Source organism: Arenimonas terrae (genome assembly GCF_006265115.1).
Lineage (GTDB): Bacteria > Pseudomonadota > Gammaproteobacteria > Xanthomonadales > Xanthomonadaceae > Arenimonas > Arenimonas terrae.
In genome coordinates, this window is record NZ_SMDR01000002.1 from 424,490 (window position 1) to 437,117 (window position 12,628).

Genomic DNA, 12,628 nt, shown 5'->3' on the forward strand with positions numbered 1-12,628 from the left:
CGTGTTCATTCGAGGTTCTGCACCTGTTCGCGCAGCTGTTCGATCAGGACCTTGAGCTCGACCGCAGCCTGGGTGGTGCGGCTGTCGACGGACTTCGAGCCCAGAGTGTTCGCTTCGCGGTTGAATTCCTGCATCAGGAAATCGAGCCGGCGGCCCACCGCCTCCGGCAGCCCCAGCACGCGCCGCGCTTCGGACACGTGGCTGGCGAGGCGGTCGAGCTCCTCGTCCACGTCGATCTTCTGCAGGTTCAGCACCACTTCCTGCTCCAGGCGGCCGGGATCGAGCGGCAGCTTGAGGTCGGCGAGCTTCGCCTCGAGCTTGGCGCGCAGGGCGGCGCGGATCTCGGGCAGCCATTCCCGCACCTGGGTGGTGATGCGCTCGATGCCGTCGATGCGTTCGCGCATCACCGCGGCCAGCTTGGCGCCCTCGCGCTCGCGCGAGGCGACGAACTCGGCCAGGGTGGTGTCGAGCAGGGCCAGGGCCTCGGACTGAAGGCCAGCCTGGTCCAGCGCGTCTTCCTCGACCACGCCGGGGAAACGCAGCAGTTCGATGAAGTCGGTGCGCAGGCCCGGGAAGCTGCCGTCGGCGTACTGCGCCAGGCTCGACAGCTGGGCCAGCAGCGGGTGGTTGACCTTCAGCTCGGCGCGGCCGCCGGCGTTCGGGCGGAAGCGCAGCACCAGGTCGACCTTGCCGCGCGAGACCTTCTGGGCCACGCGTTCGCGCAGGGCCGGTTCGATCGCCCGCAGCTCCTCCGGGGCCCGCACGCTCAGCTCGTGGAAGCGGTGGTTCACGGCGCGCAGCTCGCAGGCCAGGCTGCCGCCGGTGGCGGCGCGCTCGCAGGCGGCGAAGGCGGTCATGCTGCGGATCATGGGCGGGGCCGGGGTCTGGGAGGGCGAATGGTAATCTAGCCGGCCAGAGATTGCCGGATGTGCCCATGACCAGCTCCCACCGCCCCAGCGGCCGCGCCCCCGACCAGCTGCGCGCCGTCCGCATCGAGCGCCGCTACACCAAACACGCCGAGGGCTCGGTGCTCATCTGCTTCGGCGACACCCAGGTGCTGTGCACCGCCAGCGTCGACAACAAGGCGCCGGGCTTCCTGCGCGGCAAGGGCGAAGGCTGGGTCACGGCGGAATACGGCATGCTGCCGCGCGCCACCAACACCCGCAACGACCGCGAGGCCTCGCGCGGCAAGCAGGGCGGCCGCACTCTCGAGATCCAGCGCCTGATCGGCCGCAGCCTGCGCGCCTGCGTCGACCGCAAGGCCCTCGGCGAACGCACCATCACGCTCGACTGCGACGTGCTGCAGGCCGACGGCGGCACCCGCACCGCCGCCATCACCGGCGCCTACGTGGCCCTGTGCGACGCCGTCGCCTGGCTGCGCGCGCGTGGCGACATCAGCCGCGACCCGATCCTGGGCGCCGTGGCCGCGGTGTCGGCCGGGATCTACCAGGGCGTGCCGGTGCTCGACCTCGACTATGCCGAGGACAGCAGCTGCGACACCGACATGAACGTGGTGATGAACGACGGCGGCGGCTTCATCGAGCTGCAGGGCACGGCCGAAGGGCACGCCTTCCGCCGCGACGAACTCGACGCCCTGCTGGCGCTGGCGTCCAAGGGCGTCAACGAGCTGATCGCGGCCCAGCGCGAGGCGCTGGCGAAGTAGGCGATGCGCCGGCTCGTCCTCGCCACCTCCAACCGCGGCAAGCTGGCCGAACTGCAGCCGCTGCTCGGCGACGCCGGCTTCGAACTGGTCACCCAGGGCGAGCTGGGGGTTCAGGACGCCGTCGAGGACGGCCTGACCTTCGTCGAGAACGCCCTGATCAAGGCCCGCCACGCCTGCCGCGCCACCGGCCTGCCGGCGCTGGGCGACGATTCGGGCCTGGTGGTGGACGCGCTGGACGGCGCACCCGGCCTCTACAGCGCGCGCTACGCCGGCGAGCACGGCAACGCCGCCGCCAACATCGCCAAGCTGCTGCAGGAGATGCGCGGCTTCGGCGGCGAGCGGCGCCGCGCGCACTTCTACTGCGTGCTGGTCGCACTGCGCCATGCCGACGACCCGCAGCCGCTGATCGTCGAAGGCGCCTGGCACGGCCAAGTGCTGGAGGCGCCGCGCGGCGACGGCGGCTTCGGCTACGACCCCGTGTTCCTGGACCCCGAGCGCGGCCTCAGCGCCGCGCAGATCGAGCCCGCGGTGAAGAACCGCATCAGCCACCGCGGCATCGCCCTCGCCCGCCTGCGCCAGCGCCTGACCGAACTGTGAGCGCGCTGGTCCCGCCGCCGCTGTCGCTTTACATCCACATCCCCTGGTGCGTGAAGAAGTGCCCGTACTGCGACTTCAACTCGCACGGGCAGAGCGGCGCCCTGCCGGTCGACGACTACGTCGCGGCCCTGGTGCGCGACCTGGAGCAGGACCTGCCGCAGGTCTGGGGCCGGCCGGTGCACAGCGTGTTCTTCGGCGGTGGCACGCCCAGCCTGTTTCCGCCCGAAGCCATCGGCGCCATCCTCGACGCCTGCAGCGCGCGGCTGACCTTCCATCCCGGCGCCGAGATCACGATGGAGTGCAATCCCGGCACCGCCGAACACGGGCGCTTCGAGGGCTACCGCGCCGCCGGCGTGAACCGCGTCAGCTTCGGCATCCAGAGCTTCGACGACGTCTGCCTGCAGCGCCTGGGCCGCATCCACGACAGCGCCGAAGCCGAGCGCGCGGTGAAGCTGGCCCAGGACGCCGGCCTGGACAACCTCAACCTCGACCTGATGTACGCCCTGCCCGGCCAGGACCTGGCGATGGCCCTGCACGACGTCGAGCGCGCGATCGCGCTGCAGCCCACGCACCTGTCGCACTACCAGCTGACGATGGAGCCGAACACCCAGTTTTTCGCCCGGCCGCCGCAGGGACTGCCGGACGAGGACACGGCCTGGGACATCCAGGAACACTGCATCGAGGCCATGGCCGCCGCCGGCTACGCGCAATACGAGGTGAGCGCCTACGCCCGCCCCGGCCGGCAGTGCGCGCACAATCTCAACTATTGGCGCTTCGGCGACTACCTGGGCATCGGCGCCGGCGCCCACGGCAAGATCAGCACCGGCGCCACCGGCGAGATCCGCCGCCGCTGGAAACCCAAGAACCCGCGCGACTACCTGGCCACCGCCGGCACCGCGGCCGGCATCGGCGGCGACGACCCGATCGCGCCGGAAAACCGCCCTTTCGACTACATGCTCAACGCGCTGCGCCTGGTGGAGGGCTTTTCCCTGGCCGACTTCGAGGCTCGCACCGGCCTCGACCGCGCGGTGATCGCCGGCGAGCTGGCCGAGGCGGCGCGCCGCGGCTGGCTGGAGGCGGCAGGTGGACGGATCGTGCCGACGGAGCTGGGGCGGCGGTTTACGAATGATGTGATCGGGTTGTTCCTGAAGTAGGTCAGATTCCTCACGCGCCTCGAACCAGCCCCCGGGCATTCTCCCCCCATGCTCGACGCCATCCAGCTCACCTGCCCGCACTGCGGCGAACGCTTCGAGGCCCTGGCCGACGGCTCGGGCGGCGACGCCGAGTACGTCGAGGACTGCCCGGTCTGCTGCCGGCCGATCCGGCTGCGCCTGCAGGCCGGATTCGACGGCGAGACCCTGGGCCTGGACGCCGACCGAGACGACTGAGCCCCGCCTGGGCTAGAATCCGCCCCGCCCCAGGTGTTCGGGAAGCCGGTCAAAATCCGGCGCTGCCCCCGCAACGGTAGGCCAGCAAACCCTTCCAGCAAGCCACTGTGCCCCCGGGCATGGGAAGGCGGAAGGCCGGCGCGAGTCCCTCGCACCGCTGGCAAGTCCGGAGACCGGCCTGGCGCACAGGCCGCACGGTTTTCCGTGCGGCCCCACGGCACGTTGCGGAGGGCGACGGGGCGGCGTTACGGCCGACGTTCCCGCGTTGCGCCCATGACGTTGTTCCCCTGCGTTCCCCGCCGCGCGCTCCATCGACCCGCGGGTGAGCGTTCCAGGAGGAAGTTCCATGTACCCCGTTTTTCGCACCACCGCGCTGTGCGCGGCGATCTCGCTTTCCCTCGTCACGGCCGTCCGCGCCGAGGACGCCACCACCCTGGACACCGTCCAGGTCACCGCCACCCGCATCGAACGCCCGCTGGATGAAGCGCTGGCGTCGGTCACCGTGCTCGAGCGCGCCGACATCGAGGCCAGCCAGGCCCCGGACCTGCTCGACCTGCTCGGCCGCCAGGTCGGCATCGACATCGCCCGCACCGGCGGCCCCGGCGGCGGCAGTGCGCTGTTCCTGCGCGGCGGCAATTCCAACCACGCCCTGATCCTGATCGACGGCATCCGCGTGGGCTCCACCGGCCAGGGCGTGTTCGACTTCGCGCACCTGCCGGTCGAGCAGATCGAGCGCATCGAGATCGTGCGCGGTCCGCGCGCGGCGCTGTGGGGCTCGGACGCCATCGGCGGCGTGGTGCACATCTTCACCCGCGACCCGTCCCGCGCCTCGGTCCGCGCCACGGCCGGCAGCTACGGCCGGGCCGGCGCCAGCGCCGGTGCCGGCTTCGGCGATGAACGCCAGGGCTTCGGCTTCACCGCCGGCTACCAGCGTCTGCGCGGCTTCTCGGCCACCAATCCGGACTCGGTGTTCTCCTACGACCCGGACGACGACGGCTACCGCAACCGCAACCTCAGCCTGCGCGGCCGCACCACCCTGGGCAACCAGGTGCTGGCCTTCCAGGCGATCGGCACGAATGCCGACGTCGAGTTCGACCAGGGCACCACCGAGGCCCGAAACAGCTCCGGCGGCATCACCCTGGCCGGCGCGCTCGGCGACCGCTGGAGCCACCAGCTGACCCTGGGCCACGCCCGCGAGGACCTGGACACCGTCAGCGGCTTCAGCAACGCCTTCCAGAGCCGGCGCACGAGCCTGGACTGGATCAATACGCTGCAGGTCGGCGCCGATGCCCGCCTGAACCTGGGCGTGAACTGGCAGCAGGAAGACGGCGCCTCGAGCAACATCTTCGACGGCCGCATCTTCGACGAGCAGCGCATCAGCAAGGCCCTGTTCGCGGGCTACGGCGGCCGCTTCGGCGACCACGTGCTGGACTTCTCGCTGCGCCGTGACGACAGCAGCCAGTACGGCGGCGCGACCACCGGCAACGCCGCCTGGGGCTGGGACCTGAGCGAAGCGCTGCAGGTCCGGCTGTCGTGGGGCGAGGGCTTCCGCGCGCCGAACTTCAACGAGCTGTATTACCCGGACGGCGGCTTCGGTTTCGCCGGCAATCCCGACCTGCGCCCCGAATCCTCGCAGACCTGGGAAACCGGCCTGGAGTTCCGCCCCGCGGACGGCCATCGCATCGGCCTGTCGGCCTACCGCTCGCGGGTCCGCGACCTGATCGCGTTTGCCGCGCCGGGGACCAACAACGCCATCAACATCAACCGCGCCGAACTCGAGGGCGTCGAGCTGGAGTATCGCTTCGACCGCGGCGGCTGGACCGCAGGCGGCAACCTCGCCTGGCAGGACGCGGTGGATGCACGCACCGACGCCCCGCTGCTGCGTCGTGCCAAGCGCAAGGCCCATGCCGACGTCGGCTACCGTTTCGGCAACGGCCTGGAGCTGGGCCTGGACGGCGACTACGTCTCGGACCGGGCCGACTTCGGCGCGGACCTTGAGGCCTATGCCCTGGCCCACCTGCGGCTGGCCTGGCAGTTCGACCCGTCCTGGCGGATCGAGGCCCGGATCGAAAACCTGACCGACCGGGAGTACACGATGGTCTACGGCTACAACACGCCGGGACGCAGCGGCCTGCTGAGCCTGGTCTGGAACGGCAAAGACTGACGTCCGCGGCCAGGCCGGGAAACCCCCGGCCTGGCCCTCCGGCCCTAGGCGGATGGGCGCGCCTGTGCCTAAAATCGGGCTGGGGAATCACACGGAGCGCCGCATGTCCGCATCGGCCACACCTCCGCACGCGTCGGCGCCGACGCTGGCGTCGCGGCCTTTGCCTGATCGTGTGCGTGGGCTGCTCGGGGGCATCCTCGAATACGCCTCCGACGAGATCGAGCGCACGCTCGTCTCGATGCTCAACGAATTCGAGCAGCAGCTGTTCAAGTACGCCGAACAGGCGCGCAGCAACCTGGTCCAGACCCGGTGGCTGGAGGCGCAGCGCCTGGTCAAGCGCACGCGGCCGGACCTCGTGCCGCGTTTTCTGATCGCGCTCGAGGCCGAACTGGCCTGCATCAAGGACCCGCCGGGCCCGAAGTCGATCATCGGCGGCCCGCGCATCAACCGCGGCGAACTGTCCCTGGTCGAGAACCTGGACCTGGACGAGACCACGGTGCTGTCGGAGATCGCCGGCCGCGCCGAAGTCCGCAACAGCCTGCCGCTGTACCTGCTCGGGCAGCGCTTCGGCGTGCTCGCGGGCAAACCCGCCTTCGACTCTGAAAACCTGCCGATCGGCCCGCAGGCCCTGTGCCGGATGATCCGCCAGTCCTCGGACTGCCTGGAACTGAGCGGCGAACACCGGCAGCTGCTGTTCCGCACCTTCGAGCGGCATCTGATGCCGCTCTACGGCAGCTTCGTCGAATCGGTGAACACCTACCTGTCGCGCAATGGCGTGCTGCCGAACCTGCACTACGTGCCGGTACGCGCCCGCCCGACCTCGACCGCGCCGGCCCCGGAGCGCAAGCCCCGGCCGAACCCGGCCGGTGGCGCCGGAGAAGCGGGCGAATCGATGGGGCTGGGCGCAGGCTCGGGCAGTGGCTATTCCGGCGGTGCCGGCGGCGGGACGGGCTCCGGCGGAACTGGCGGCGCGACGGCAGCGTCCGAAGCCGGCAGTGGCTCGGGCCAACGCGGCACCGGTGCCCGCGGCGGTGGCGGCGGAGCGGCGGGCAGTGGCGGCAGCTTCGGCGGCGCCTCCGGCAGCCCGCAGGGCATGGCCGGCATGACGGCGCGTCAGGAAAACGCCGCCGAAGACGCCTTCCTGCAGATGCGCCACCTGCTGGCGGGCCGGCGTCAGCTGTTGGGCAAGCTGGTTGGCGGCAAGTCCGTCGGAAACGAATCGGGCCATCCGGTCACCACCGACCAGGTCCAGAGCGTGCTCGGTGCCCTGCAGCACAAGACCACCCCGACCGTCATGGTCAACGGCAAGCCCACGCCGCGCACCATCACCCACCTCAAGCAGGACCTGCTGGCGCAGCTGCGCCAGGCCACGCCCGACAACAAGGCGCCGGCGCTGGCCGAAGAGGACGGCGACGCCATCGACCTGGTCGGCATGCTGTTCGACCACATCATGAAGGACGTGCGGCCCAACAGCCCGGCGTCCACCCTGCTGGCCAAGCTGCAGGTGCCGCTGCTGCGCGTGGCGCTGCAGGACAAGGCCTTCTTCACCCGCCAGCAGCACCCGGCCCGGCAGATGCTCAACACCATCGCCGAAACCGGCGCCTACTGGCTGAGCGAGGACGACGCCGACCAGCAGCTGGTCGGCAAGATGCAGGCCGTGGTCGACCGCACCGTGCGCGATTTCGACGGCGACCTGGGCCTGTTCAACAACCTGCTGGAAGATCTCAGCGGCCACCTGCAGACCGTGTCGCGCAAGGCCGAAGTGGCCGAGAAGCGCCACGTCGAGGCCGCCCGCGGCAAGGAGAAGCTGGCGCTGGCGCGCGAGCGCGCCGCCTCCGTGGTCGAGGGCATGCTGAAGAAGCAGAACCTGCCGCGTTTCACCCACACCCTGCTCAGCCAGGCCTGGACCGATGTGATGGCGCTGACCTCGCTGCGGCACGGCGAGGATTCCGACGCCTGGAACCAGCACCTGGAAACCGCCGAGCGGCTGATCGCCGTCGCCAAGACGCCGCCCAGCGGCCCGCCCATCTCCAGCGAGGACGCGCTGGGCCTGCGCCAGGAGATCCAGTCCTCGCTCACCCAGGTCGGCTACCACGCCGAGGAAGCGGCGGCCATCGCCCAGCGCCTGGTCGAGCCGCAGGCCAGCGCCGACGACGATTCGGCCGCCAGCCGCACCGAGCTGACCATGCGCCTGAAGGCGCGCGCCCGCCTCGGCGAGGACCTGCAGCAGAGCAAGAAGGCCAAGAAGGCGGTGCTCTCGCCGGAGGAACAGATGCGCCTCGAGCAGATCCGCCACCTGCCCTTCGGCACCTGGTTCGAGTTCTCGCTCAACCAGCAGGGCGAGAAGGTGCGCCGCCGCCTGTCCTGGTTCTCCACCGTCACCGGCCACGTGCTGTTCGTGAACCACCGCGGCCAGAAGGTCGGCGAGCACACGCTCGAGGGCCTGGCCAAGGCCATGGTCCAGGGGCAGGTGAAGGTGGTCGAGGAAGAAAAGGGCACCCTGATCGACCGCGCCTGGAACACGGTGATGAGCGCCCTGCGCTCCTTCGCCGGCCAGGCCCCAGCCGAGGCGCCGAGCCGATGAGCGAGTACCGTCGCGCCAAGCGCCGCAAGGTCGGCAATGCCATCGATGTGGTCGACACGATGACCGGCCAGTCCATCGGCAAGCTCAGCAACCTTTCCGAAACCGGCATGCTGCTGATCCTGAGCCAGGCCCTGGTCAGCGACGGGCTTTACCAGCTGCGGTTCGCATTGCCCAACGAAGGCGGCAGCAGCCGCAGCGTCGAGGTCGGGGCGCACGAACTGTGGTCGGACGAAGCCGCCGCACCGGGCCAGGTCTGGACCGGCTTCCGCTTCATCGACGTCGCGCCCGAGGACGTGGCCTACATCCGCGAGTGGGTGGATGCCCCCGGCAGCCAGTACGTCTGAGCCGCTGCGCAACCGGTTGCGACGCCCGGCCCTGCTGGTGCTGCTGCTGGCCGCAGCCTGCTCGCGCGGGCCCGAGCCGCGGCTGGAGACCTTGCACGTCTTCGGCACGGCCACCGAGGTCGAGCTGCGCGGCGCCGAACCCGAGCGTGCCCAGGCCGCAATCGCCGAGATTTCCGCCCAGCTCAACCAGCGGCACAGCGAATGGCACGCCTGGGAGCCATCGGAACTGACCCGCATCAACGCCGCCTTCGCCGCCGGCGAATCGGCGCACGCGCCGGCGTCGGTGATCGACCTGGTGCGGCGCTCCAAACCCCTGTCCGACGCCAGCGAGGGGCTGTTCGACCCGGCCATCGGCGGCCTGATCCGAGACTGGGGCTTCCACACGTCGCAGTACCCGGTGCAGACGCCGCAGCCGCGCGCCGATGCGTTGGCCCGCTGGCGACAGGAGCGACCGCGCATCGGCGACGTCAGCATCGCCGGCGACCGCCTGAGCAGCCGCAACCCGCGCGTTCAGCTGGATTTCGGCGCGGTGGCCGAGGGCGTGGCGGGCGAGCTCATCCTCGACACATTGCGCCGGCACGGCATCGAACATGCCCTGGTCAGCCTCGGCGGCGACGTGGTCGCGCTTGGCGACGGCGACGGCCGGCCCTGGACCGTCGCGATCCGCGATCCCTTCGGCGGCGTGCTGGGCGGCGTCGAGCTGGGCGACGGCGAGGCCCTGTTCAGCACCGGAAACTACAACAAGTTCCGCGCGTCGCCGTCGGGCGCGCGCTGGGGCCACATCCTGGATCCGCGCACCGGCTATCCGGCGCGCGGCGCCGCCGCCGTGGTGGTCCTGCATCCCGACCCGGTGGTCGCCGATGCCAGCGCCACCGCGCTCTTCGTCGCCGGCCCGGCCGGTTTCGAACGCATCGCCCGGCGCATGGGCCTGGGCTGTGCGCTGATGGTCACCGAAGAGAACGAGATGCTGGTGACCGCCGCGATGAAGGCGCGGCTTCAGCTGCTGCGCGATCCGGTGCCGCTGGGCGACGCACTGGACCTGGGCGCGGACTGTGGGGCAAGGAACCAGTGAATAGGAACTTGAAACCAGTAAGACGCGGTGGGCTTTCGCTCGCCTCACCCGGTCCCACTAGTTTCTAGTTCCTGTTTACTGTTTCCTGGTTCCGGAAGCACAACGCCGCCTCAGGCTTGTGGATCGCAAACCCCTGCGCATAGTCCACGCTCAGTCCGCGCAGCAGGTCGCGGGCGCGGTCGTCGGCCACCCATTCGGCCACGACCTGCAGTCCCAGCTGGTGGCCGATGTCGGTCACCGCGCGCACGATCGAATAGCTCACCGGGTCGGTCTCGATGTTGCGGATGAAACTGCCGTCGATCTTGATGAAGTCCACCGGCAGGTTCTTCAGGTAGCCGAACGAGGCCATGCCCGAGCCGAAGTCGTCGAGCGAGAACTTGCAGCCGGCGCTGCGCAGCCGCTGCATGAACTCCACCGCGCGCGCCATGTTGCTCACCGCCGCGGTCTCGGTGATTTCGAAGCAGATGCGCTGCGGCGACACCCCGTAGTCCTCGAGCCGCTGCAGTACGAAGTCGGCGAAGCTGTCGTCCTCGAAGGTCGGGCCGGACAGGTTGATCGCGCAGAGCTTCACCGGCTTTCCGGAGGGGTGCAGCCGGCTGAAGTTGGCCAGGGCCGTGTCCACCACCCAGCGGTCGAGCTGCGGCATCAGGCCGAAGCGCTCCGCGGCCGGGATGAAGGCGCCCGGAGACACCATGCCGCCGTTTTCGTCGCGCAAACGGATCAGCAGCTCCATGTGCACGCCCTCGGCCTGCTCGCCGTGCCAGAGCGGCACCAGTTCCTGGTAGTGCAGCAGGAAGCGGCCCTCGTTGATCGCCTCGCGGATGCGCCCGGCCCACTCCATTTCGGAGCGGCGCTGGGTGGTCTCCGAATCGTCTTCCGAGAACAGGTGCACGCGGTTGCGGCCGCGCTCCTTGGCCATGTAGCAGGCGGTGTCGGCGTGCGCCAGCAGCGCGCGCTGGCTCAGGCCGGGGCCGTCGAGCATCACCACGCCCATGCTGGCGCTGACGGTGTAGTTGCGCTGCTCCCAGCCGAACACGTAACCGTCGATCTCCAGCCGCACGCGCTCGGCCAGCGCCATCGCCCGGGCTTCGTCGGTGTTCTCGACCAGGATCGCGAACTCGTCGCCGCCCAGCCGCGCCACCACGGCATCGGCGGGCAGGATCCCGGCGAACAGCGCCGCCAGCTGCGCCAGCAGCTGGTCGCCGGCAAAGTGGCCCGAGGTGTCGTTGATCAGTTTGAACTGGTCCAGGTCCATGTACAGCAGCGCGCCCCTCGGGCCGCCGGCGTCGAGCGCGGCGATGGCGGCGTTGAGCCGGCGCTCGAACTCGCGCCGGTTGTACAGGCCGGTCAGCGAATCGTGGGTCGCCTGGTAGCTCAGCTCCTCGCTGAGCACGCGCAGCTCGGTGATGTCGTTGGCGACGGCCAGCAGGTGCGGATGGCCGCCGAGCTCGATGCGCGACACCGACAGCGTGGCCCAGAACGCCGCCTGCCCCGGCGCCCGCAGGCGCACCGGCTCATTGAAGATCGCGCCCGGCTCGTCGGCCATCGCGACGATGCGCTCGCGCAGGGCCATGTCCTCGACCAGGTCGGCCAGGCGCACCAGGCGCGTGTCCTCGCCGATCGAGAAGCGATCGCGGCAGGCCTGGTTGGCGTAGGCGAGCTGGCCGTCCTCGGCACGCGCCAGCATCACCAGCGCGGGCAGCAGCTCGTTGAGCGCGCGGAAACGTTCTTCGCTCTCGCGATACTGCGCCGACAGATCCTTGGCCAGGGCAAGGGCACGGGCGCGCGTGCCGGCGACGGACCAGGCCAGCGTCGCCATCAGCGCGCTGGCCAGCGCACCGATGCCGAAAGTGAGCACCGGCAGCAGCCACGCCGCCGCGGAATCGTCCCGGTCCGCGCTGGCCTCCATGCGCCAGGTCCGGCCGCCGTAGGACAGTTCGCGCGCGAACAGCTGCCCGGTGGCGTCGGCGGGCACGGCGGTCGGCGTCGGGTTCTCGGAATACAGCTGCTTGTCGCCGCCATCCGTGACGTCGAGCACGCGCACGTCGAAACGGTCCAGGGCCTCCACCGGCAGCGCGTCCTCGATGAGCCGGCTGACCCGGAACGAGGCCGCCAGCGAACCGCGCTCGCGCGCACGGCGCTCGGCCAGGTCGCGCGGCTGCGGGCCGCCGCTGAACACCGGCAGCCGGATGGTGATGCCGTCGTTCGGGCCGGGCATTCCGGCGCGCTGCACCAGCTGGAAGGCGGCCGACATCACCGGCCGGTCGGCGTCGCGGGAGAACCTCGCCGCCGCCAAGTTCTCCGGCTGGGTGGCGATGTCGAGGCCGACCAGGCGCGAATTGCCCGAACGCGGCGCGACCAGCACGGTGAGGTAGTGCTCGCGGCCGTCGGGTTCGGCGCCGATCGCGGGCCGGTCGGTGCGTTCGGCGAAACCGATCGCCTGCAGGCTGGGGAACAGCTCGCCCGGGCGCAGGTTGGCGTACATGGCCTCGAATTCGACCGCCGTGACGACATCGGACGACAGGAACAAGGCCTGCACCGAACGCACCAGCAGGCCGCAGGTCTCGAGCTGGTTCTCGACCGCGTCGAAGCTGCGTTCGGCCAGACGTTCCAGGCGGGTGTGCTCGGCGCGCTGCAGCGACTGGTGGTGCAGGAAGGCGGCCGCCGCGCTGAGCAGCAGGCCCAAGACCAGCGCCCCCAGGCTCCAGAGCCAGGTCGGCTGCCCCAGGAAACCGCCGTCCTTCCGCGCCGTGTCCACCTGCCGCTCCCTGCGTAATGGCCCCGATTGCGGCAAAATCCGGGTCTGCCCTCCGGAA

Annotated in this window: 10 protein-coding genes and 1 riboswitch; of the genes, 8 read left to right on the forward strand and 2 right to left on the reverse strand. The window is 70.6% G+C overall.

The annotated features are described in order from the left end of the window. Window positions 1–5 precede the first annotated feature (5 nt). Window positions 6–869 carry a YicC/YloC family endoribonuclease gene (locus E1B00_RS10725; RefSeq protein WP_139448561.1) on the reverse strand — a complete coding sequence of 288 codons (864 nt, stop codon included), beginning with the start codon at window positions 867–869 and terminating at the stop codon, window positions 6–8. Window positions 870–934: 65 nt separating this feature from the next. Between E1B00_RS10725 and rph the strand changes: the two genes are divergently transcribed. From rph to E1B00_RS10765, 8 genes are all read left to right on the forward strand, one after another. Further along, window positions 935–1,663 carry a ribonuclease PH gene (gene rph / locus E1B00_RS10730; RefSeq protein WP_139448563.1) on the forward strand — a complete coding sequence of 243 codons (729 nt, stop codon included), beginning with the start codon at window positions 935–937 and terminating at the stop codon, window positions 1,661–1,663. 3 nt (window positions 1,664–1,666) lie between these two features. Continuing rightward, entirely contained in the window at window positions 1,667–2,260 is a 594-nt protein-coding gene (gene rdgB, locus E1B00_RS10735; RefSeq protein ID WP_139448565.1) for an RdgB/HAM1 family non-canonical purine NTP pyrophosphatase, read from the forward strand. Continuing rightward, a complete protein-coding gene (gene hemW / locus E1B00_RS10740; protein WP_139448567.1) occupies window positions 2,257–3,414 on the forward strand; it encodes a radical SAM family heme chaperone HemW in 1,158 nt (385 codons plus the stop codon). The genes rdgB and hemW overlap by 4 nt, the downstream gene beginning before the upstream one ends. 48 nt (window positions 3,415–3,462) lie before the next feature. Further along, on the forward strand, window positions 3,463–3,648 hold the full coding sequence (locus tag E1B00_RS10745) for a CPXCG motif-containing cysteine-rich protein (protein ID WP_139448569.1): 186 nt from the start codon (window positions 3,463–3,465) through the stop codon (window positions 3,646–3,648). Window positions 3,649–3,662: 14 nt separating this feature from the next. Continuing rightward, a riboswitch (cobalamin riboswitch) is annotated at window positions 3,663–3,844 on the forward strand. 150 nt (window positions 3,845–3,994) lie between these two features. Beyond that, window positions 3,995–5,812 carry a TonB-dependent receptor domain-containing protein gene (locus E1B00_RS10750; protein ID WP_139448571.1) on the forward strand — a complete coding sequence of 606 codons (1,818 nt, stop codon included), beginning with the start codon at window positions 3,995–3,997 and terminating at the stop codon, window positions 5,810–5,812. Window positions 5,813–5,915: 103 nt separating this feature from the next. Further along, window positions 5,916–8,396, forward strand: coding sequence for a DUF1631 domain-containing protein (locus E1B00_RS10755; protein WP_176693206.1), 2,481 nt, complete (start codon window positions 5,916–5,918; stop codon window positions 8,394–8,396). Then, entirely contained in the window at window positions 8,393–8,740 is a 348-nt protein-coding gene (locus E1B00_RS10760) for a PilZ domain-containing protein (protein WP_139448575.1), read from the forward strand. Before E1B00_RS10755 ends, E1B00_RS10760 begins: the two co-directional genes overlap by 4 nt. Continuing rightward, complete coding sequence (locus E1B00_RS10765; RefSeq protein WP_139448577.1) at window positions 8,715–9,812, forward strand: FAD:protein FMN transferase; 1,098 nt, start codon at window positions 8,715–8,717, stop codon at window positions 9,810–9,812. The genes E1B00_RS10760 and E1B00_RS10765 overlap by 26 nt, the downstream gene beginning before the upstream one ends. 64 nt (window positions 9,813–9,876) lie before the next feature. On the opposite strand, the gene E1B00_RS10770 is transcribed toward E1B00_RS10765, so the two are convergent. Next, on the reverse strand, window positions 9,877–12,570 hold the full coding sequence (locus E1B00_RS10770) for a bifunctional diguanylate cyclase/phosphodiesterase (protein ID WP_246048670.1): 2,694 nt from the start codon (window positions 12,568–12,570) through the stop codon (window positions 9,877–9,879). Between the last annotated feature and the right edge of the window lie 58 nt (window positions 12,571–12,628).